This window comes from Neomoorella stamsii, from assembly GCF_002995805.1.
GTDB classification, from domain to species: Bacteria; Bacillota; DSM-521; order Neomoorellales; family Neomoorellaceae; genus Neomoorella; species Neomoorella stamsii.
Genome location: NZ_PVXL01000029.1, coordinates 18,336 through 40,601, shown reverse-complemented (window position 1 = coordinate 40,601; position 22,266 = coordinate 18,336). Strand labels below are relative to the sequence as shown.

Genomic DNA, 22,266 nt, shown 5'->3' with positions numbered 1-22,266 from the left:
TCAGCTTTTCCGGTGGCAGCGGCTTAAATCGCGGACTGCCTGGACTATGGCCCGCAGGTTCTGGTTGGGTGTACGGAGAGGGACAGCGCACTCCGCCGTGACCAGCTTAATGCCCGCCTGCAACAGCCGCTCTGCTTCTTTCTTTACCTCAGCTACTTTACCATTGAGCAAGGTCTGGGGATTATTGATACCACCAATTAGTGTTAGCCGACCATTGGCCAGGGATAATAATTGTTCTGGCGGATTGCGAGAATCAAAATGAAAAGCAGTAAAACCAGCCCCGGCAAAATAGGTTATGCGGTCAGTAACCCGTCCACAGGTATGCAATATTACCGGGCAGTCCGTGGGTAGCTGCTTCATGGCTTGTTGGTGCAATGGTAAAAGAAAATCGCGATACGCCGCCGCACTCACCAGGTCATTGGTAGTATGGTCAGCCCAGGTGAGGACATCGGCCCCGGACTCTATTTCCGCTGTGGCCAGTTTTAAAGGGACGGTCAGGAGCCTCCCCAGGAGTTCCCGGACCGTCTCCGGTTCCAGGACCAGTCCCAGGAGGAAATTCTGCACCCCAAACAGGTGGTAGGCCAGGGTCCAGGGACCGATTACTTTGCCCACCACGGCCACCCGTTTACCGTAGCGCTTTTTCAGGAGGCCAATGGCCGCCAGGAGGGCCTTAACCGGTTGCCGGTCCAGGAAGTTGGCCGGCAGGCGCCAGTCATCCCATTTTTGCAGGGGGTTCTTTTTTATTACCGGCATAGCATCTACCTGGTTCCAGTCCACTTCGCAGCCCAGGGCCGCTGCCTCCAGCAGGATACTGAAGTAGGGAGCCACGGTATCAAAGCCCAGGAGTTCATGGCCGGTCGCCGCCAAGGCAGCCATTTTATAGGCGTCGGTATGGGCTTCCGGGAAATAAGTTCCGATGGCGGTCATGCTTTCCACAGTAGCTACCGAAGTAGGCGTGATCAGTGGTAAGCGATCAACTTCTTCTCCCCGTAGAGCCGCTATTACCCTCTCGCTGCCTGCCATTAGTTCTTTACCAGGCATTGGTAATCACCTTTTCCCCTGCATCAGCATTAACCGCCGGTATACCGCCAGCATCTTCAACCAGAAAAGGGCGCGAAAGCCCGTTCCCGGGTCCAGACCCGTTATTTGCTTGATTCTCTCCACCCGGTTGGTTACGGTATTGCGATGCAGATATAACTGCTCGGCTGTTTTCTTGATGTTCATATTGTTATTAATACAGGCTTCTACGGTTTCCAGTAACTGCACCCCTTCTTCGCCAGCTGCTTCTATCTTCTGGGACAATGGTTCTAGATACCTGCTGGTCAAGCGGCCCGGCAGGGCGCACACCATGGCTTCAAAAAGGATGGCCTCGGCGTCGATGAAGCCGCTGTTTTCGCCGCATAAACGCGCCAGGGTAATTAATTCCACTGCCTCCTGGTAGGACTGCCTTAAACCGGCAATTTCAGTTACAATACTACCATAGGCTACCTGAACGGCAAAAAGATGGTTGCCCTTGATAAGCTCATAAAGATGGTTGCCAATAACATCCAGGGCCTGGTAAAGGCGAGACAAATTCTCAATGTCTAAAAAGGCCTTACAAATGACCAGATAATCTTCGCCGTAAAAGGCTACCAGGTCCTGGGCGGTAAGATAAAGATCGCCTTTTATTTGCTCCAGGATTTCTCCCTTTAACTGTTCCCGCGTGACATCGTAACCAAGGTGTAAATTGATGTTAAAGTAACGGTTCTCTTTCGGCTCCAGCCGCAACACAATAACGGCCCGGGGCAGGTTGAAATCATAACCTGAATTCAGCCCCCGCAACTTTAATTCTTCTACCTGGGAAGCCGCCTCCCGGTCCAGGAGGGCGCTGAGGAGGGCTTCCTCTTCCCGGGCAGTATAGTAATGCTCGTCCCGCCGCCTGGCTGCCGCCATCACTCCTTGCAGGGCTGCTTGCAATAAACTTAAGGTTTCTTTGGGGGCTGGACCGTCCCAGCACAGCCAGGCGATCACCTGATCATTTATCATCAAAGGAAGGAAGTTATTCTTTCCGCCAGCCCCGTTTCCCATCTTGCCCGCCGCCAACAACCGTACTTCCGGCCGCTCTGAATTAACCCTGGCTGGCTCCGAGCTGGCCACCACAACCCCTTCAGGATTAACGATTTCAACTGTCGCCTGCCAGAGGGTCGCGGCCCGATCAAGCAGGGGCTGGATTAATTCCTGGTGGAACATAAATAAATCCTACCTCCCAGGGTTAAATGTCTCGTTTAAAACAATCCGCTTGATGGGGCCATTGTATACCAGCAATAAAACTGCTATCATAAAGAAAATTCGCGATAGTAACCTGTTCTCCTGCCGCTACAGAAAAAGCAAAACCCCCCGGTTCCATTCCGGGGGTCCTGCCAGTTCCTTACTCTAGCTCTAACTTCAATGGGCGCGGCAGTATTCTTCCACCGCAGCTACGATGGCCTTCAGGTTGGCATTGGGGGTCCGTAAGGGTATAGCGCACTCCGGGGAAATAATTTCGATGCCGGCCTCGCAGTTGGCAAATACTTCCTGGCGAACATCCTCCGGCGTGCCATTAAAAAGGGTAACCGGGTTGTTGATACTTCCCGTCAAGGAAATTCGGCCGTTGACAATTTCATGGGCCTTGCGTGGATTGACCTTGGAATCAAAGTGAAAACAATTAAACCCGGCCTGGGCAATATAGTCAAGACGGTCGGTAGTATTGCCGCAAATATGCAGGATGGTAGGACCGTTTATCTGTCTGGTCATTTCCTGATGGACCGGCAGGAGAAAATCGCGGTAGCAGGTACCGCTTACTAGATCACCGGTAGCGTGGTCGGCCACCGTCACTACATCGGCCCCGGCAGCAAATTGGGCGTTGGCAAACATTACCGAGAGGCTTTTGAGCTTATCCAGGAAGCGCCTCACTTTATCCGGCTCCAGGATGGTTTTAATCAGGAAGTTCTGGACGCCGTGGAGATGATAAGATAATGTCCAGGGACCCATAACTTTGCCTACCAGGCAAACGTGATCCCCGTATTCTTTTTTTAAGATACGCAGGGCATCTAGGACGGTACGGATAGAAGGCCGTTCTAAAAAGTCGGCCGGGATAACGATATCCTCGGGATCTTCAAAGGGGTTTTCCAGGACATCGGGCATAGAGTCGATGGTTCCCCAGTTCATTTTCAGGCCAAAGGCCGCGGCCTCCTGCTGGACGCTGAAATACGGGGCAATAGTATCAAACCCCAGTATCTCGTAGCCGGTGGCCGCCAGGGTGGCCATTTTCTCCGCATCCAGGTGGACGTCGGGGAAATAAGCGCCGCATGCCTCCATAGATTCAACGGTAGCCACCGAGGTGGGGTTACCGACAGGAATACGGTCCACCCACTGGCGGTTTAAGGCCCGCAACACCCTTTCCCTCGGGCTCATGGTAGCCATGATTAAAAATCCTCCTTAGTAACTCCAAATACTGGATAAAGCCTGCCCTCGCTAGTAAAAACCAGGGGCCGCGGTTTTTCCAGTACATGTAATTTTTTATTGCTATAAACTTCCGGCAGTAAGGCTTCAGAAACCTCCATTACCTTCAATTCCTGCACCATTTTTCCCCCTTGAGCTTCTGGTGGCGTTGATGGCGCTGTAGGAACTTGACTCATAGCAATCCCCCTCATTAAAATATTACCCTTACCTCAGCTTCTTTTTTGTTTTTTCCTCCTTCCTTAATTATTTTCTGGCTAAGTATTTTAAAAATTTATTTCTATTTTTTATTGAAAAGGCCTTTAGGGTTTATGCATATTTTTCATGCTAATAAGCCCTCTTCAATAGGCAAAAGTAATAGGTATACACTTTAATCCCGTTTTTTAAGAAAAATATAATATGGAGCCACACATTACATTTGAGCAGGCAAGTGCCAGCCGTCACGTCGACAAAACTGATCTCCAGGTGGGCGACCTGGTATTTTTCAATACCTACGGCCAGAGCATCAGCCATGTCGGCATTTACCTGGGCAACGGTAAATTTATCAGCGCCTCCAGTTCCCGGAGGGGTAGCTATCGATAATATTGATGATCCTTACTACTGGGGCCGCCGCTACCGCGGTGCCCGGCGGGTGATAAACGCAAGGTGAAAATAAAATGACGGCTTTTCGCCGCCTTAACTTGACAACTATTACTAGAGGTATGTATACTTGAAATAGGGATACGCAAAACTTAAGGCTGTGGGTGCCTCACGCAACCGAGGCTCAAAATTGACCTCTTACTTGTGCAGAAGTAAGAGGTCAATCTATTTCCTCAGGTTGACGATAGAGACAACCAGGGATATAAAGAGCACAACGGCAATTACCAGTTGAATCGCTTCTGCAATCCCGATCATCCCGCCTCACCCCCCTTCAGGAACAGAGTCCCCGGTTGGTGAGGCCAGCTCAGTCTTGCGTATCCTGTCCTATTTTAGCATATCTTGCCGCTTCCTGGCTAGTACCTTTTCTATTTTTCCCCAGGTCTAGTAAACACCACCTGAAGGAATTTACTTATTTTGCTGGCGGTAGGCCAGAATCATCTCCTGCAGGGCATCCTTAAGCATCTCTCTACATTCTTCCAGGGTTTCCCCTTCAGTTATTACCTCAGGCCACTCGACCAGTTGTCCCAGGTAACCTGAACTGATCTTTGTATAACGTGCCTATAGTTGCTGAGCATGAATAACCCCCCTTACCAGACCCTCATTATAAAGTATAACTCGCTGCTCCAGGCCTTAGCAATATTTCTACCTACTCCCACTCTATCGTCGCCGGCGGCTTGGAGGTGATGTCGTAAACCACCCGGTTGACGTGGCGCACCTCGTTGACGATGCGGGAAGAGATGCGCTCCAGCAAATCGTAGGGCAGCCGCGCCCAGTCGGCTGTCATGGCATCGTCGCTGGTGACGGCCCGGACGACAATGGGGTAGGCATAGGTGCGCTCGTCGCCCATAACACCCACGCTTTTCATGGAGGGCAACACGGCAAAGGACTGCCAGATTTCCCGGTAGAGCCCGGCCCGCCGGATTTCTTCGGTTACAATGGCATCCGCCTGGCGTAAGATCCCCAGCTTTTCTGGGGTAACCTCCCCCAGGATACGGATGGCCAGGCCAGGCCCGGGGAAGGGCTGGCGCCAGACTATTTCCTCGGGCAGGCCCAGTTCCTCCCCCACCCGGCGCACCTCGTCTTTGAATAAAAGCCGCAGCGGTTCGATTAGTTCCAGCTCCATGTCTTCCGGCAGGCCACCGACGTTATGGTGGCTTTTGATAACGGCTGCCGTCGCAGTGCCGCTTTCGATCACATCGGGGTACAGGGTGCCTTGGACCAGGAAATCCACTTTCCCCAGTTTCCTGGCCTCCTCTTCAAAGACGCGGATAAACTCGTGGCCGATAATCTTGCGCTTCTCTTCCGGGTCGGTCACTCCTGCCAGTTTAGTCAGGAAACGTTCGCTGGCGTCTACATAAACCAGGTTCACCTGCAGGGCCTGGCCAAAGGTCTTTTGCACCTGTTCCGCCTCGCCCTGGCGCAGTAGGCCATGATTGACAAAGACGCAGGTTAAACGGTCGCCCACGGCCCGGTGCACCAGGGCCGCGGCCACGGAAGAATCGACGCCGCCGCTCAGGGCGCAGAGGACGCGGCCGTCGCCCACCCGCTCCCGGATAGCCGCTACCTGCTCTTCAATGAAAGAGCTTACCGACCAGTCACCGCGGCAGCCGCACACCTGGAAGAGGAAGCGGCGGAGCATTTCCTGGCCCAGGGGCGTGTGCTTGACTTCCGGGTGAAACTGGACGCCATAAAGCCGGCGCCCCGGGTCGCTCATGGCCGCCACCGGTGTGTAAGCCGAACGGGCCGTTACCTGGAAGCCCGGCGGCGGGGCGCTGATATAGTCGCCGTGGCTCATCCAGCACTGCATGGTTCGGGGTAACCCGGTAAAAAGGATGTCGTCAGTCGTTACTTCAAGCTCGGTTTTGCCGTATTCCCTTCCCGCGGCTGCCTCCACCCGGCCCCCCAGGTCGTGGGCCATGAGCTGCATGCCATAGCATATGCCTAAAATGGGGATGCCGCTCTCATATAGGGCCCGGTCAATGCGGGGCGCCCCCGGGCTGTAAACGCTGGCCGGCCCGCCGGAAAAGACAATCCCTTTAGGCTGCCGGGCCAGGATTTCCTTCAGAGGTGTATTAAAGGGAATCATTTCCGAATAAACCCCGGCTTCGCGGATGCGCCGGGCAATCAACTGGTTGTACTGGCCGCCGAAGTCCAGCACCAGGACTATTTCCGCAGGTTGCTTGTTATTACTACTCATTTCACACCTAACCTCGCTAAAACACTGCAATTTTTTGAGGTCGTTCTCCCATCTCATCTCTACCGGGCGTAAACCTCCGGTTTTAAGACGCAGATGTCCGGCAAATGGCGGTATTTCTGGGCATAATCAAGGCCGTAACCAACGACAAAATGATCCGGGATGGAAAAACCGATGTAATCGACATGGACATCCACCAGCCGCCGCTCGGGCTTGTCCAAGATGGTGCAGGAACGCACACTTAAAGGTTTGCGGGCCTTTAAATTTTCCAGCAGGTATTTTAATGTTAGGCCGGTATCAACGATATCCTCCACAATCAGGAGGTGCTTATCTTCCACCGGCACTTCCAGGTCCTTCAAGATCCGCACTGCTCCCGAGGTGTTGGTCCCGGCGCCGTAACTGGAAACGGCCATAAAATCGAGCTGGAGGGGAATGGTAATCTCCCGCACCAGGTCAGCGAGGAAAATAATCGCCCCTTTGAGGATACCAACCACCAGCAGGTCCTTGCCGGCATAATCGCGGCTAATGGCCGCGCCCATTTCCTTTACCCGTTTTTTTATCTCAGCAGCGCCGACCAGAACTTCAGCAATATCATCCTGCAAAAAGAATTCCTCCCCCGAAATAGAAATACGATGTTTACAGAAGCTAACTATGCTTTTCCCCCTTAACCCTTCACTCCGGCAAATTTCCTCCCACCGGCCTCTATTAATATACCTCTTGACAGTTTACCATAACCTTGTTATCTTCGCTGTATAACGGCAAAATCCTTCTGGCCGGCCAAATTTGGCGGCCAAAGGGAGTGACCCACCAATGTCCCTTAGTACCAGTACATTAGAAAAAAGGGCGCGGCAGGTCCTGGGAGTTAGTCCTGAGGCCGGCGCCCCGGCAATAAAAAAGGCCTACCGCCGCCTGGCCAGGCAGTATCACCCCGATTGCCACCCGGATGATAAGCTAACTATTGAAAAATTTATGCTGATCACTGAGGCTTATGAATACCTCCTGCGCCATAAACTGCCCGGACGCAACTCCCTGTTAGCAGCCGGCCTTACCCTGGAAAGTGAGGACCCGGATGAACGGTACGCTCGCTGGTGGATGGAGCATTTCCGGGAGTTTTTTTAGCGCAACAGGCGCACCCTGAGTTATCCAACTTAAGTGGCAGGGTTAGCACTCGGTACTTGTCCTGGTGCCTTGTATATGCTATAAATTAAGGCATAAGGCAGAAGTTAATATGAGCTGAGCAGAGATGAGCAATATGAGTTAGAGGTTCCAGGCGAGACGAATCGGAGCTTTTGGGGTGAGGACCAGCTTGGTTAGAGCTGGTTTTTTTATTTATAGAGGAGGCCAGACCTGGATATGACTACCTCATTGCCCATTGTAACCGAAGTTAAGGCGCCCCCCGACCCGGAGGCCCTTTATGCAGCCCTCGCCGGCGGCCGGGAAAACAGTTTCCTGCTGGAAAGCGCCCAGTTTCACCCCCGCTGGGGCCGCTATTCCTTTTTAGGCAGCGAACCCTACCTGGTAGTCAAGACCCGGGGCTACCAGGCCCGGCTCTTCTGGCACGGCCAACCGGTGCAAACAGTTACCGGTAATCCCTGGGAAATCATCCGCTCCCTCCTGGCCCGCTACAATCTGCCCCGGCAAGAACACCCCATTCCTTTCACCGGTGGCATGGTCGGCTACCTGGCCTATGACCTGGGCCGTTACATCGAGAAACTGCCGTCCCGGGCTACCGCTGACCTGCCCTTCCCGGAAGGTTACTTGGCTTTCTATAGTACCATCGTGGCCATCGATCACCATGAAGAAAGGGTCTACGTGGCTGCCAGCGGTTTTCCGGCTACCGGTTATGCCGCCGTAAAGGAAGCCCTGGCCCAGGTAAAGGAAATAACCGCGTGCCTGCAAAAGGTAAGACCCCTGCCGCCCCCGGCGGGGGCCAACGGCACCAGAACACCCGTTAATTCCCTTTTTACTCCAGAATCTTATTGCCGGGCCGTTACCAGGGCAAGGGAATATATTGCCGCCGGGGATATTTTTGAAGTAAACTTATCCCAGCGCCTGCAAGCACAGCTTACTATAGAACCCTGGGAGCTTTACCGGCGCCTGCGGCAGGTCAACCCGGCTCCCTTTGCGGCCTACCTGCCCTTAAAAGAAGGCACCATCGCCAGCGCCTCGCCGGAAAGGTTCTTGCGGGTCAGCCAGGGCCAGGTGGAGACGCGGCCCATTAAAGGTACCCGGCCCCGGGGCCGGACCCCGGCGGAAGATGCCGCCTTACGCCAGGAGTTATGGAACAGTGCCAAGGACCGGGCCGAACTGGTGATGATCATCGACCTGGAAAGGAACGACCTGGGCCGGGTCTGCCAGGTAGGGTCTGTGCGGGTGCCGGAGCTTTTTGCCCTGGAAGAATACGCCACCGTTTTCCACCTGGTAAGTACCGTCACCGGCACCCTGCAGCCCGGTACGGATATGGTTGACCTATGGCGGGCCACCTTTCCCGGAGGTTCCATTACCGGGGCACCAAAAGTACGTTCCATGGAAATCATCGAAGAACTGGAGCCGGTAAGGCGCAGCGTCTATACCGGCGCCATCGGCTACCTGGGTTTTGACGGCGAAGCCGACTGGAATATCGTCATCCGCACCTTTCTCCTCACCGGCGACCGGGCCTATTTCCAGGTCGGCGGCGCCGTCACGGCCGACTCGGAGCCAGAGAGGGAGTACCAGGAAACCCTGGACAAAGCCCGGGGACTGATCCTGGCCCTGGGATTATGAAAGAGGGGAAACGGCGCCCGGAAGGAAACTGCCCCCGTTCTTTCCGTCCTACGGCCCGAGCATGTGGCCGCTCCGGCGAGGACCAGGGGGCGAGCGAAAAAAAGCTGGCCAGCGAATGCGTTGTTATCGGAGGAATACAACCATGCCTGAAGCAATCGTCTACCTTAACGGCTCCCTCCAGCCCCTGACAGAAACGGCAATTAACCCCGCCGATCCCGGTTTCCTGTACGGGGCGGGGTTATTTGAAACAATCCGTATCGAAAAGGGCAGGGCCCTTTTTCTCGCCGAACACCTTCAACGTCTTATCAGCAGTGCCCGGCGCCTGGGTTGGCCTGTACCCGAAACCTCCGGCCTCCCAGCAGCTATCCAGGCTACCATCGCCGCCAACCAGGTGACCACCGGCCGCGGCCGCCTGAACTTTTTCCAGGGCTGCCAGGGCTACAACCTGATGTTTACGGCCGAAAACGGCCTGCCCTATACACCGGAAGATTACCGCAAGGGCTGCCGGGCTGCCATAGTCACCATTCGCCGCAACCAGCACTCTCCCCTGGCCGGCCTCAAGACCATGAACTACCTGGAAAACCTCCTGGCCCTGGCCGAAGCCCGGAAGAAGGGTGCCCGGGAGGCCCTGCTTTTGAACCTTGACGGTAACCTGGCCGAAGGCAGCCGCAGCAACCTCTTTCTTATCCAGCAGGATACCCTTTATACTCCCGACCTGGCCAGCGGCCCCCTGCCCGGTCTGGCCCGGACCCGGGTGCTGAAGCTCGCCGCCGGCCTGGGCCTGGCGGTGAAGGAAGAACCCTTAAAGCCCGAGGCTCTCCTGGCTGCCGGGGAGGCCTTTCTCACCAACAGCCTGATGGAGATCCTTCCCCTGACATGGGTGGACGGCCGGCCCGTCGGCAACGGCCGGCCCGGCCCGGTAACAGCATTGCTCCAGGCCAGGTACAGGGAAGAAAAATTTAGAAAGCATTGTTAGCAGCAACCTGGCGCGAAAACTGTAAAAGCTTTATTTCAACGGCTCCTGGTTATGTGTATTGGTCTACCGGCAGCAACAAGGGCGGCTTCGCGCAGAGTTTCAGCTATGGTAGGATGGGCGTGAATGGTAGATATTAATTCTTCAATTGTTAGTTCGTTGTGGATGGCTAAAGTCGCCTCGGCAATAAGCTCGGTGGCATGGCTGCCCAGGATACTTATTCTCAGGATTTCACCATAGGTTTTTTCCTGGATAACTTTGACCAGCCCTAGCTTTTCGCCTTCGATTAGCGCCTTGCCATTGGCCATTAAAGGAAATTCGCCGATACTGATAGCCGCGTTTTCTTTTTCCGCTTCATCCTGGCTGACACCAACCTGGGCCAGTTCCGGGTAAGTATAGACACACATGGGCACACCGCGGTAATCTATCTCGCAATTTTCCCCGCAGGCATTACGTGCGGCTACTTCCCCTTCGGCAAAAGCGACATGGGCCAGCTGGTAACCGCCAATTACGTCCCCGGCTGCATAGATGCCAGGGATATTTGTTTCCATACGCGAATTTACTTTAATATTTTTCCCTTCCATTGCTATGCCTATCTTCTCCAGGCCCAGGCCATCAGTACAGGCTACCCGGCCGGCAGCCACCAGAACCTTTTCGGCCTTTAAGACATGCTGTTGGGTTCCCTGCTGGCAAAAAACAGTTACTTCATTATCCCGGGACTCAATGCTGGCTACCCTGGTTTCAAGGAAAAATTTTATCCCCTGGCGTTGCATATCTTTTTGCAATAGAGTTACCAGTGAGGCATCCATGCCATTCAACAAGCGGGGTAGAACTTCGATAACTGTCACCCGGGTCCCTAGAGACTGGAATATACTGGCAAACTCCATTCCTATTACGCCGCCGCCAATAATAATCAAGCTGGCGGGCAGCTTTTCTAAACCCAGTATGCCGGTGCTGCTCAAAATATTTTTCTCGTCTACTGCCCAACCCGGTACCCGCGCTGCAACTGAACCAGTGGCAATAATAATCTTATTAGCGTTAATTTCATTTATTTCTCCGCCAGGGTGCTTCACTTGAACAGTTGTTGGGGAAACCAAGGTGGCTTCCCCTTGAACAACCTTGACGCCATTGCTTTTTAAAAGTTCGGTGACACCCTGCCGGAGGGACTTGATTATACTCTCTTTCCGTTGTTGTACTTTGCTCCACTCAATTGCAGGCGTACCGACACTGATTCCAAATTCGTTTAACCTTTGCGCCGTGGTATAGAGGGCCGCCGTCTTGGCCATAGTTTTGGTGGGTATGCAACCTACATTGAGGCAGGTTCCTCCCAAAGCACCCTTTTCAACCAACACAACCTCATGCTGGTGCTGGGCAGCAACAATAGCCGCCACATAACCCGCCGGCCCGCCACCAATGACAACTATCTTCCCTCTAGCAACAACCATCTTCTCTTCCCTTCAATCCTCTAGAGTAAAAGCCCGTAGGGATCTTCCAAACGTTCTTTGATTAGCTGAAGAAATCTAGCTGCTGTCGCCCCATCAACCGCCCGGTGGTCAACCGTAAGACCCATGGTAAAACACTGGCTAACCTGCACCGTGCCCCCAGCTAAGTAAAGCTTATCCCTTAACCTGCCAACGGCCAGAATGGCTGCTTCCGGGGGGTTGATAATAGCGATAAATTCTTCCACCTCATACATGCCCAAATTGGATATGGTAAATGTACCCCCACTAATTTCCGCCAGGCTCAGTTCACCTTGCCTGGCCTTCCTGATAAGGGCTACTCGTTCCTTGGCTATCTGGTATAAAGATTTGCCATCAGCGTTTTTAATTACTGGTACGACAAGGCCGGCCTCGATTGCGGTTGCTATGCCAACATTTATATCCTGGTGATAGATAATTCCTTCGTTGCTATAAGAAACATTCAATTCCGGGTAATCCCTTAAAGCCAGGGAACTCGCTTTGACAAGAAAGTCTGTCAGGGTAATCTTTACATCCGTTCCCTTCTTGCTCAATCTCTCATTAAGTTCCTGGCGCCACAGATTTAACCGGGCGGCCTCGACTTCCATTTTCAGGTAGAAAGGTGGTATCTCCCGGTGGCTCTGGAGCATGCGCTGGGCTATAATTCTACGCATATTGGATAAAGGTACTATCTTCCTCTGTTCTTCCGGAACGGTTTCCTTACTTATAAAGGTCGTGCCAACTTCCCCTGGCGGAATTACCTTTTGATCTGCCGGAGCTCCCTGGCATGCTCTCTGTCCCAGATAGGCTTCGATATCCCTTTTAATAATACTTTTATCCGGCCCGCTCCCTTTGATGCTTTGTAACTCAGCATCACTTATACCGTGGGCAGCGGCGATTTTACGTGCCAGGGGTGAGATCTTTATTCTTTTACCTTTCTGGTTGAGCCATTTTTGCTCCTCGTGTTTTTCATGTTTGATCTCTTCCCCATTGCCGACAGCTGTAATAGTTGTTATTTCGGCCGCACCCAAAAAAGGTCCTATATCTTCATCAGGGTCACCGATAATCGCCACCGTAGAAGTTACCGGAGCCATTTTTCCTGCCGGAACAATAATCTTACGTACAATCCCGTCGGCGGTTGCTTCGACATCAGTGGTAACTTTATCTGTTTCGATGCTGAAGAGCGGCTCACCTTTTTTAACATATTCCCCTTCCTGTTTATACCATTCACCGATTAGTCCTTCGGTAGTTGTAATCCCTACCTGGGGCATTACCACTCTCGTGGCCATAGTCTACTGTTCCCCCCTAACCAGGCGCCGGACCGCAGCTGCAATAGCATTGACATTGGGTACGACGGCATCTTCGAGAATGGGGCTAAAGGGTATCGGGGCCTCTAAACCGGCTACCCTGGCAATAGGCGCATCCAGTTCAAAAAAGGCCTTCTCCACGACTTGAGCAGCTATTTCCGCCCCCACACCGCAAAAACCATTGGCTTCGTGGACGATAACCAGCCGGTGGGTTTTACTCACCGACGTACAGATTGTTTCTATATCCAGCGGCCTGATGGTCCTGGGGTCGACAATTTCAATGCTGATGCCTTCACCCGCCAGGATATCTGCTGCTTCCAGGGCCCTTTTTACCATCAGGGAGGTGGCAACGACAGTACAATCATCGCCCTCGCGTTTGATGTCGGCCTTGCCCAGGGGGATTAAATACTCTTCTTCAGGTACTTCTCCCTTTTCGTTGTAAAGCATTTTATGCTCAATGAAAACCACCGGGTTATTGTCCCGGACGGCGCTCTTCAATAAGCCTTTGGCATCATATGGTGTTGACGGCATGACGACTTTTAAGCCCGGGACATGGGCGTGCCAGGCTTCCAGGCTCTGGGAGTGTTGGGCTGCCGTCCGACGGCCGGTACCGGTAGCCGTGCGCAACACCATTGGCACCTTAATGCGCCCGCCTGACATATAATGCCATTTAGCCGCCTGGTTTACCAGCTGGTCCATGGCTATAGTCGTAAAATCGATAAACATGATCTCCGCCACGGGTCGCATTCCCGTCATGGCAGCACCGGTTGCTATACCGGCAATAGCGGCTTCAGATATGGGCGTATCCTTCACCCGTGCCTCACCAAATTCCTCCAAAAAACCGGCCGTTACGCCAAAGATACCGCCATATACGCCTACATCTTCTCCCATGACAAAAACACGTTCATCTTTAAGCATTTCTTCCCTTAGAGCTTCCCTGAGGGCATCCCTGTAAGTTTTAAGCGCCATGGTTGTTTACCTCCCAACTCGTCAGTCAGCGTACACCTGGGATACTGCCTCTTCTACAGCCGGGAAAGGACTGTTGTTGGCGTATTCCACCGCATCTTCTATTTCTTTTTTAACCTGCTTTTGTATTTCTTCCAGCCGGTCCGGGCTTGCACCCCGTGCCAGCAATTTAGTCTCATAATTTTTAATAGGGCAACGTTCTTCCCAGGCAGCCATTTCCTCGCGAGTGCGGTAGCGGCTACCGCGATTGGGATCGCCTTCATGATGGCCCCGCCAGCGATAAGTTTTGCACTCCAGCAGCGTCGGACCCTCCCCTCGACGCGCCCGGGCAACCGCTTCCCGGGTTGCCTCGTAAACGGCTTCCACGTCATTGCCGTCAACTACAACGCCGGGCATGCCGTAAGCTCCCGCCCTGACGGCAATATCTTTAATAGCCTGGTGTCTCTCCTGGGAAACAGATATGCCATAACCATTATTTTCGCAAATGTAAACTACTGGTAAGCGCCAGACTGCAGCCAGGTTAAGGGATTCATGGAATACTCCCTGGTTGGAGGCCCCATCGCCAAAAAAGCAGGCCACTACCTGGCCGGAGTTGCGCAACTGAGCTGAAAGAGCCGCCCCGGTGGCCAGGGGTATACCGCCCCCGACAACGCCGTTGGCACCGACGATGCCCAGTTCAATATCGCTAATGTGCATTGAACCGCCCTTGCCGTAACAGTAACCTGTACTCTTGCCAAACATCTCGGCCATCATGCGCTTGACATCGCCGCCCTTGGCAATACAATGGCCATGGCCGCGGTGGGTGCTGGTGATCAAGTCTTCCGGCCTTAAGGCGGCACATACTCCCACGGCAACTGCTTCTTCGCCGATATATAGATGAGCGAGGCCCGGCATAAGCCCCTGGGCATAAACTTCAACAATTTTTTCTTCAAAATAACGAATTCTGAGCATTAAACGGTACATTTCAAGGCTCTCTTCCAGTTTTATATCCACCGCTATTTCCTCCCCCTTATTCCAGGCAAGGTAAAACCGCCCCTGCCTGGGGAATTAGCAATACTTTAGCCTCCGCTCCCAGTTCCCTTAAAGCCGCATGATAGGCTTGCGTTAAATTGCTAAAGGGTTCCAGGAAAATTTGCCGCGCGACCTGTACTGGTAAAGAAGACACCAGGTAAATCCGTATATCCTGCAAAACCATGGCAATGGCAGCAGCTTTGTGGCCGCCCAGCTCGAAATTGGTATGCACGCGCTCGATCATGTCTTCGGGTTTCTGCGCCGCAGCGACCCAGGCGGCAAAGGTGGCGTCCCCCAAACCTTCCGGGCATGCGGCCACCAGGATCAGGATCCCGCCAGGCCTGACCGCCCGCCGGGCGTTATCGATGGCCTTCTGGGCCTGGTAAAGGTTGATGTCTTTAGGGAAACCTCCGGCCGAGGCAATGACTATATCTGCTGGTTCAGCAATATTTACCTTATAAATTCCATCTAGATACCTGGCAGCCTGTCGATGGGCCGCAATAGGGTGACCGGCGAAGGCAGCGAGGACATCCTTATGCTCATCCAGGACGACGTTGACAATAAAGTCGACAGACAGGAAGTTCAATACCTCTTCGATGTCCTGCCGGACGGGATTGTTTTCTATTTCACCCGCGTGGGCCCCTGGTTCGACCATCATGCGGTGGTTGGCCTGGATGGCGCGTGGGGTTGAGCACCCAGGCATAATGGCCTTCACCCCGCCGCTGTAACCGGCAAAGTAGTGGTATTCAACATTGCCCACCAGGATCCGCCGGTCGGCTTCTACTACCGGGCGGAATATCTCTACCGGAGTGCCACGCCTGGTTTCTCCCAGGTAGACTGCATCTTTAGCATCGGCATCAAGGCAGCGGTAGCGGGCATAGATTTCTTCTCCTACCAGTCTTTGCTTTTCGGCTTCCGTGTGCTGCCGGTGGTTGCCGGTAGCCATGATAATGGTGATATCCTGATCTTTTACTCCGGCCAGCTCCAGTTCTTTTAAGACTGGCGGCAGAAGCTGGTGGCTGGGACAGGGCCGGGTGATGTCGCTGGTAACCAGGGCTATCTTTTCGCCGGGCTTTACAATCTCCCTCAGGGGCGGCGACGCTACCGGCCGGGCGAGGGCCGCAGCCAGGTCGTTTTGACCTGGCTGCAGGCTAACCTCATGGTGCGCTAAAGTACCCAGATAATTTTTCTCGGCGATGGCTATTTCCTGGTATTGACCGCGGCCATAAGGTAATCTAAACTGCCCGGCCACCCTAATCACCCTGCTTTCCTGGCGGGGGGAATTTCTGCGCCGCTTTTCTCAAGGCCTTGACCACCGGCAATTCTTCCCCGGTCAGGAAGCGCACCAGGCCGCCGCCGGCGGTACAGACGTAGGAGAACTTATCCAGGATGCCGAATTTATTGGCTGCCGTCAGGCTGTCCCCACCGCCGATGACGCTGAAAGCGGGTGCTGCCGCAACTCCCTGCCAGATGGCCCTGGTCCCGTAGGCGGAAGCATCGTCCTCAAAGACGCCCAAAGGCCCGTTGATAAAGATGGTCCCGGCCGTGTTTATTTTTTCCAGGTAACTGGCTACTGTCCTGGTTCCGATATCCACCAGCAGGCCCTCGACGGGTAGCGAGGTGACTGCCACTTCCTGCCGCCCGTTGTCTGCTACCCAGGCCAGGTCTTCGGGTAAGTAAATTTTGTCGCGGTAGTTGGCGAGGATTTCCCCGGCTACCGGGATATATTCGGCCAGGTTATGTTTGTAAATAAATTCTTTTGACTTTTGACCAAGGTCCACGCCTGCTGCCAGGAACATGATATTGGCTACCAGGCCGCCGGTTAAAATACCGTCCGCCACCCCGTCCTTGAGCACCGAGGTCATCATGATAAAGGCATCTTCAATCTTGGCCCCGCCCAGGATGAAGTAGCAGGGCCGGGCCGGATTTTCCCTTAAAGTACTTAAAACCGACAGCTCTTCTTCAAATAATCGTCCCATGGCTGAGGGCAGGACTTCTTCCATACCTACCAGGGTGGGCTGGGAGCGGTGTGCGGCGGCAAAAGCGTCGCAGACATAGATGTCGGCCAATGGTGCCAGTTTCTGGACGATTATGGTCTTGCTCTGCTCTTCCGGACTTAATTTCAGCCTATTCTCGAAGAGGGTAAGCTCTTCACCCATATAGCGCACGTTATCCAGGACGAGGATATCCCCTGGTTTCAGGTTTTTAATCTTTTCTCTTGCTGCAGGTCCGCAGACGTCGTCGATAAATTCAACCGGCCGCCCCAATAATTCGCCCATTACTTGCGCATGGGGGGCGGTGGAGCCGAAATTTTTATACTCCAGGTCGCCACCCTGGTGGGCCAGGATTACCACTTTCGCTCCTTTTTCCGCCAGTTCTTTGACGGTGGGCAGACAGCCTTTAATCCGGGTAATGTCCCTCAAACCGGATTTATCCGGTTTGAGGGGGGAATTGATATCTACCCGGCAGAGGACGGTTTTGTTGTAGAAGTCAAAGTCGTCCAGGGTATAGATGCCGTATTTCATTGGCCAGCCACCCCTATTTTAACCCCAGGTATTTATTGGTCATGGCCACGGCCTCCTCGCGGGTGGCCTGCATCATAAGACTGGCGCGGATGGCGTCCATGGTTTCCGGGGTGACTACGGCTTCCTGGGGGACGCTGATGGTGAAGAAGATATTGTTGCCGCTAAAGGTGATGGTTTCTTCGAATACGGCTATTTCATACATATCGCCCCGCGGGTTGCCTAAATCGCGGGCATAGCGGAACAGGGCGGTATTGGAGTTGAAGCCGTCGGTGATCCTGACTACCCGGATGCGGGGGTGCGCGTTGAAGGCGGCCAGGACTTCTTCCTTGCTGATGCTCTTTTTAGGGGTGGCCAGGATGCTGATAATATGGCCGTGGGTGGTCGGGACATGGACCAGCAGGCCGGTGGCTTCGATATGGGGCATGATGAGCATCAGGTCTTTGGCCTGGTGGTTGGGCACCGGTTCCACCAGGGCCAGGTCGACGACGCCGCGGTGGGTGTCGCCGGGGTCGGCGGAGCGGCGGACGATGGTGACCACGACCCGCTCAATACCCACCAGGCGGTCCAGGCAGTCTACCGCCCGGATCAGGCCGGTGGTATTGCACGATGTCAGCTTTAAGTAGTCCTTACCCAGGCCTTTTTCATAGTTGGCATAGCCGTGGAAGAAAACGTCGGCGACGTCGTTCTTTTCCCCGCCCTGGAAAACGGCTTTCAGGCCGCGCTTCTGGTAGATCTCTTTATTCTTCCTGCCAACGCCGGCGCTGGTGGCGTCCAGAACGATGTCTACCTGGTCTAACAGGTCGTCTGCCGTTCCTGTTACCGGGATGCCAGCAGCTTCCATTTGGGGTATGTTATCGGGGTTGGCACAGTAGAGTTTATAGGGCATACCCTTTTCGGCCAGGGCCCGCAGGGCCAGGGTCGGCGCTACGTCGGCGATACCCACCAATTCCATATCGCCCTGGCGGACCACGCCGTCGGCCAGGCGCTGGCCGATGACGCCGTAACCTACTACGCCTACTTTAACTTTGCTCATATTCGGTTCCTCCTCTCTGAAAATGGTTCGGAAAATAGTTGCCTTAACTTTAGTCCTCAATTATAGCCACGGCTCGAACCGGCGAACCGGTCATATTCTTCCATTTAATCGGGAATACGGCTACTTTAAATCCTGCCGGCACCGGAACGGCATCCAGGTTGGCCAGGTTTTCCAGGTGGTAATACTCTTTTTCCATCATCACCCGGTGGGCTTCCCAAAACTTCTTGATTTCAAACATAGTCTTTACCGGTGGGTCAAAGGTGGGGGCATCGGTACCCATTACTTTAATCCCCTGTTCGATAAGCCATAAAGTTGCTTCAGCTGACATGCCGCAGTGATCGGTAAGATATCTGTCTTGGTCGTTGTAACGGGAAGCACCTGTTTTAATCAGGACGATATCCAGGGGTTTGAGTTCATAATTAATTTTCTTTAAGGCTGCCTGGATATCGGCAGCCGTTATAACATAACCTACCGGTTTGTCACTGAAGTCTAATATCACACCGTCACCATAGCAGTATTCTAAAGGTATGCCCTCCGCCCCGGGTGCATCCTTGCGCATATGGCGCAGGGAATCAATGTGCGTCCCTACATGATCACCCAAGACAACCACGCAGTGGGCAGTTAAATGGTTGACCCCGAATTTAGCAGCACCAATATTGCGGGCATAATCTTCGTGGCTCTCTAACTGCACCATTATCGGCCGTGCTACCCGTGGGAAAACCACCATATCAGGAGATACTTCCATGCTAAGGTCGATAATCTTTCTTGTCATTTTCCTGTCCTCCCCAAAATTATTTGGCTTTTTACTGCGTACAGGTGACGCCACCATCTACATAAAGAATCTGGCCGGTAATAAAATCTGAAGCCCGCGAAGCAAAGAACAAGGTTGCTCCCACCAGGTCTGCCGGTACTCCCAGACGGTGCAGGGGAATCCTGTTGACCAGCTTGTTATAAGTTTCCTGATCGGCCAGCATGTCGGCCACCAAAGGTGTTTCGATAAAAGTCGGCGCAATGGCATTAACATTGATGTTATACTTGGCCCATTCGGCCGCCAGGCATTTCGTGTAAAGGTTGAGCCCTCCCTTACTGGCGCAATAGGCGGTATAATTTTCCGGGAAACCGAGCTTCCCCCGCACAGAAGATATGCTGATAATCTTTCCTTTGCGCTGCCGGATCATCAAGCGGCCAACTTCGCGGCAGGTGAGAAAAACGCCTTTCAGGTTGACGTCCAAAACCCTATCCCAGTTCTCCTCGCTGTATTCTTCCGCTTTCTGCCAGATATTGGTACCAGCGGTATTCACCAGGATATCTAAGCGGCCAAAAGTAGCATCGATTTTATCGACCATGGCCCGTAGCTCACCGGCATTCAAAATATCGACCGCGAAAGCCAAATATTTCCTGCCAAGGCTTTCTATTTCCTGCTGCAAATCTGTTGCTGCTCCGGCCTTGCGGCTTGCCACTACAATATCGGCCCCGTACTGGGCCAGGGCCAGTGTCATGGCCCGGCCAATGCCACCCGTTCCTCCCACCACCAGGGCCACTTGACCATTTAAATCAAAAAGGTTGCGGTAATCACTGGTCATATCCTTTTAGCCCTCCATCCTGTTCAGTATCTCATCTAATTGATCGATTACTACCTGCGGGTTGGCTCCCCGGATGTAGTAATATGGCCTTTTAGTAAATTGTTCGATAAAGTTCGCCCTTTGTACCCTTAATTGCTGGTCATCTAACAGTGGCATTGGTAAGCCTGGTGCCAGGAGAATATGCATGCCGAGATAGTCGCAGAGACAGTGGAAGGTTTGATACTGCCTTTCATAAGGAGCCATCTCCCCGGCCAGGGGAGCATAATTGCCATCAATATCTGGTAAAATCACCAAATCTAAAACTGCCGGCCCTTCATAAATGGTAAATTCCGGCGGGCGGGAGAAAAATTTGGCCACGCCCTCGTCTTGATTGGGCTTATCTATTCTTTCGGTACCTTTGGCTCGCTGCCTTAAGAATACATTTTTGGAACCCATAACAACCCGGCCGCTGGCGTCAGTGACAATAGTTTCCGTAGAGATGATGGCGCCGCCACGGCGGCAGGCTTCAATTTGCGCCATGGTCTTACCCGAATTGCTTTCACCGCCTATAAAAGCAATGTTTTTACCGCGATAATGAACGGCTGAAGCATGGAAGAGGTATAACCCCGCCTTAAACATCTTCCTTGCCAGCAAGGATACTAAAAGCCGCTGGATCTCACCCTCATACCATTGCCCGTACAAAATCACCTGCTTGCCGTCGTATTCCATCCTTTTACCCGGAGCATCGGGATACCACGTCAGATCGGCTTCCGCCAGGGTATAATCCAAATAACGCCGTACCCCGGCCAGGCGGTAATTGAGAAATTCTTCATCCTGCAGCACGCGCTCATATTGTCGTTCACTAACGACATCAACCCGCAAAGGTACACCTGCCGCTGCAATCTCTTCGATATGCTGGGCCACATTAGTTACCTCCTTTGACCAGGGCCTGGGGGTAACAGTACTCCAGGCAACTGCCATAGCTCTTAAGTATAAAGGGAAACATCCGGGTAGGGGACAACACAGTATGGCCTTTTCCCATACCAGACTTGCGCCTTCCGTAGCCGCCGTATCTAAACCCCGGATTAGTTCTGACTAACGAATTCAACATAATCAGACTTAAGTACTTAAATTGTTGTTATCGGTCGACTTTGAAGTAAATAAATATTATCGCCTTCAATGGCCCATTCAACGTCCTGGGGTACCCCAAAATATCGCTCTACCTGGTCTCCCAGTTTAACTAAAGCCTGTAGTTCGGCCTCCGTTAAAACCCGGGCTGTAACTTTTTCTGCTGGAACCTGCACCTCGCATAGCTTACCAGGTTCCTGCCCTGCTACCAGCATTATTTCTTTAGTCGCAATATACTCGGATATCACCTTCATTTCGGAGCGATTGAGTATATAGTTATCCGGGGTTATCAACCCCGACACTATGCCTTCTCCCTGGCCCCATACTGCTTCAATTATTAACTCATCGCGATTTTTATTAATAGGATTAACTGTAAACATTACTCCCGATTTTTCGGAAGCGACCATTTTTTGCACTACTACAGCTATAGCGACTTCCTCTTCCGCCACACCCTTGGCCCGCCGGTAAACAATAGCCCGCGGGTTATACAGCGAAGCCCAGCATTCCTTAACTTTAGCCAGCAACTGTTCTTCTCCAGTTACAAAAAGGAAAGTTTCATGTTGACCGGCAAAGCTGGCTGTTTCAGAATCTTCCAGCGTCGCACTGGAACGGACGGCTACCGCCTGACCCCCCCTGGCAACTATATGCCGGTAAGCGTTGGCAATATCCTCCAAGATCTCTACCGGTAGCGGCGTAGACTTGATTAAATTCTGAATCTCTGAAGATACCTTGTTTAATTCTTCTTGTTGTTCAGTACTTAAGGAGGCAAGTTTTTTAATTACTACCGGTCGCAAATCGGCTTTATCCATAAAGTAACGAAAAGCGCTCGCTTTAATAGTAAAGCCGGGCGGCACAGGTATTTGTTGGGCGATCATATGGCTCAGGCTGGCACCTTTACCCCCGAGCTCAGATGCTACCGCATGCTCTATTTCTCCAAACCAGGAGATCCACATCTTTGTACCTCCAACACGTCCATATGTTATCAAGGCAATTGGCTTAACCCGCAACTCTCCTAACTCTTGCAGTTTCGTTTCGCTCCTGTCAGCCGGTATTCCACCTCCTTCCTTTCCCAACTTTTTTTAACTGGCAAGCTTATCTAACCAATTTACCCTTGACATACTTTACTTTTTGCTACATAAAGAAAACTATCGATTAAATATTATCGATAATCTACTGGTACAATTCTAGCTTATCTACCCGGAGATGTCAACGCCTAAATTCTAATTTCTTT

Annotated in this window: 20 protein-coding genes and 2 pseudogenes; 4 read left to right on the top strand and 18 right to left on the bottom strand. The window is 52.9% G+C overall.

The window, feature by feature from the left end; translation table 11 throughout:
• The 4 genes from MOST_RS05115 to MOST_RS16950 all read right to left on the bottom strand — a co-directional run bounded on the left by MOST_RS05115 (window position 1) and on the right by MOST_RS16950 (window position 3,656).
• Window positions 1–1,041: an MtaA/CmuA family methyltransferase gene (locus MOST_RS05115; protein WP_083476813.1), complete on the bottom strand. Its 1,041-nt coding sequence runs from the start codon at window positions 1,039–1,041 to the stop codon at window positions 1–3.
• A gap of 6 nt (window positions 1,042–1,047) precedes the next feature.
• Entirely contained in the window at window positions 1,048–2,229 is a 1,182-nt protein-coding gene (locus MOST_RS05110; RefSeq protein ID WP_054938009.1) for a PucR family transcriptional regulator, read from the bottom strand.
• A gap of 195 nt (window positions 2,230–2,424) precedes the next feature.
• Window positions 2,425–3,441, bottom strand: coding sequence for an MtaA/CmuA family methyltransferase (locus MOST_RS05105; protein ID WP_054938010.1), 1,017 nt, complete (start codon window positions 3,439–3,441; stop codon window positions 2,425–2,427).
• Window positions 3,442–3,443: 2 nt separating this feature from the next.
• Window positions 3,444–3,656, bottom strand: a complete 213-nt coding sequence (locus tag MOST_RS16950; protein WP_129588660.1) for a hypothetical protein — start codon at window positions 3,654–3,656, stop codon at window positions 3,444–3,446.
• A gap of 220 nt (window positions 3,657–3,876) precedes the next feature.
• Here MOST_RS16950 and MOST_RS18175 point away from each other — a divergent pair, with 220 nt between their 5' ends.
• The gene (locus MOST_RS18175; protein ID WP_277995731.1) at window positions 3,877–4,059 is read left to right on the top strand and encodes a C40 family peptidase; all 183 of its coding nucleotides are present in this window, start codon (window positions 3,877–3,879) and stop codon (window positions 4,057–4,059) included.
• A gap of 462 nt (window positions 4,060–4,521) precedes the next feature.
• On the opposite strand, the pseudogene MOST_RS18455 reads toward MOST_RS18175, so the two are convergent.
• The 3 genes and pseudogenes from MOST_RS18455 to hpt all read right to left on the bottom strand — a co-directional run.
• A pseudogene (locus MOST_RS18455) lies at window positions 4,522–4,674 on the bottom strand (type II toxin-antitoxin system HicB family antitoxin); the annotation flags it as partial.
• A gap of 88 nt (window positions 4,675–4,762) precedes the next feature.
• Window positions 4,763–6,313, bottom strand: coding sequence for a glutamine-hydrolyzing GMP synthase (gene guaA, locus MOST_RS05095; RefSeq protein WP_054938202.1), 1,551 nt, complete (start codon window positions 6,311–6,313; stop codon window positions 4,763–4,765).
• A 59-nt stretch (window positions 6,314–6,372) separates the two neighbouring features.
• Window positions 6,373–6,912, bottom strand: a complete 540-nt coding sequence (hpt, locus tag MOST_RS05090) for a hypoxanthine phosphoribosyltransferase (protein WP_054938012.1) — start codon at window positions 6,910–6,912, stop codon at window positions 6,373–6,375.
• Window positions 6,913–7,120: 208 nt separating this feature from the next.
• Here hpt and MOST_RS18450 point away from each other — a divergent pair.
• From MOST_RS18450 to MOST_RS05075, 3 genes and pseudogenes are all read left to right on the top strand, one after another.
• A pseudogene (locus tag MOST_RS18450) lies at window positions 7,121–7,309 on the top strand (J domain-containing protein); the annotation flags it as partial.
• Between the two features lie 354 nt (window positions 7,310–7,663).
• Window positions 7,664–9,073, top strand: a complete 1,410-nt coding sequence (gene pabB / locus MOST_RS05080; RefSeq protein ID WP_054938013.1) for an aminodeoxychorismate synthase component I — start codon at window positions 7,664–7,666, stop codon at window positions 9,071–9,073.
• Between the two features lie 142 nt (window positions 9,074–9,215).
• Entirely contained in the window at window positions 9,216–10,049 is an 834-nt protein-coding gene (locus MOST_RS05075; protein ID WP_054938014.1) for an aminotransferase class IV, read from the top strand.
• Window positions 10,050–10,084: 35 nt separating this feature from the next.
• Here MOST_RS05075 and lpdA read toward each other — a convergent pair whose 3' ends face one another.
• The 11 genes from lpdA to MOST_RS05020 all read right to left on the bottom strand — a co-directional run bounded on the left by lpdA (window position 10,085) and on the right by MOST_RS05020 (window position 21,988).
• Complete coding sequence (gene lpdA, locus MOST_RS05070; protein ID WP_054938015.1) at window positions 10,085–11,491, bottom strand: dihydrolipoyl dehydrogenase; 1,407 nt, start codon at window positions 11,489–11,491, stop codon at window positions 10,085–10,087.
• A 20-nt stretch (window positions 11,492–11,511) separates the two neighbouring features.
• Window positions 11,512–12,792, bottom strand: a complete 1,281-nt coding sequence (locus MOST_RS05065) for a dihydrolipoamide acetyltransferase family protein (protein ID WP_054938016.1) — start codon at window positions 12,790–12,792, stop codon at window positions 11,512–11,514.
• A gap of 3 nt (window positions 12,793–12,795) precedes the next feature.
• Window positions 12,796–13,779 carry an alpha-ketoacid dehydrogenase subunit beta gene (locus MOST_RS05060; protein ID WP_054938017.1) on the bottom strand — a complete coding sequence of 328 codons (984 nt, stop codon included), beginning with the start codon at window positions 13,777–13,779 and terminating at the stop codon, window positions 12,796–12,798.
• A 21-nt stretch (window positions 13,780–13,800) separates the two neighbouring features.
• Entirely contained in the window at window positions 13,801–14,769 is a 969-nt protein-coding gene (locus MOST_RS05055) for a thiamine pyrophosphate-dependent dehydrogenase E1 component subunit alpha (RefSeq protein WP_054938018.1), read from the bottom strand.
• A 16-nt stretch (window positions 14,770–14,785) separates the two neighbouring features.
• Complete coding sequence (gene larAH6, locus MOST_RS05050) at window positions 14,786–16,039, bottom strand: nickel-dependent malate racemase, LarAH6 family (RefSeq protein WP_054938019.1); 1,254 nt, start codon at window positions 16,037–16,039, stop codon at window positions 14,786–14,788.
• Between the two features lies 1 nt (window position 16,040).
• Window positions 16,041–17,312 (bottom strand): phosphoglycerate kinase, encoded by a 1,272-nt coding sequence (locus tag MOST_RS05045; protein ID WP_054938020.1) that lies wholly within the window; start codon window positions 17,310–17,312, stop codon window positions 16,041–16,043.
• Window positions 17,313–17,325: 13 nt separating this feature from the next.
• Complete coding sequence (locus MOST_RS05040; protein ID WP_054938021.1) at window positions 17,326–18,345, bottom strand: type II glyceraldehyde-3-phosphate dehydrogenase; 1,020 nt, start codon at window positions 18,343–18,345, stop codon at window positions 17,326–17,328.
• A 49-nt stretch (window positions 18,346–18,394) separates the two neighbouring features.
• Window positions 18,395–19,117 carry a cyclase family protein gene (locus MOST_RS05035; protein WP_054938022.1) on the bottom strand — a complete coding sequence of 241 codons (723 nt, stop codon included), beginning with the start codon at window positions 19,115–19,117 and terminating at the stop codon, window positions 18,395–18,397.
• Window positions 19,118–19,148: 31 nt separating this feature from the next.
• Window positions 19,149–19,928, bottom strand: coding sequence for an SDR family NAD(P)-dependent oxidoreductase (locus tag MOST_RS05030; protein WP_054938023.1), 780 nt, complete (start codon window positions 19,926–19,928; stop codon window positions 19,149–19,151).
• A gap of 6 nt (window positions 19,929–19,934) precedes the next feature.
• Window positions 19,935–20,831 carry a hypothetical protein gene (locus tag MOST_RS05025; protein WP_054938024.1) on the bottom strand — a complete coding sequence of 299 codons (897 nt, stop codon included), beginning with the start codon at window positions 20,829–20,831 and terminating at the stop codon, window positions 19,935–19,937.
• 203 nt (window positions 20,832–21,034) lie between these two features.
• Window positions 21,035–21,988, bottom strand: coding sequence for a PEP/pyruvate-binding domain-containing protein (locus MOST_RS05020; protein ID WP_054938025.1), 954 nt, complete (start codon window positions 21,986–21,988; stop codon window positions 21,035–21,037).
• Between the last annotated feature and the right edge of the window lie 278 nt (window positions 21,989–22,266).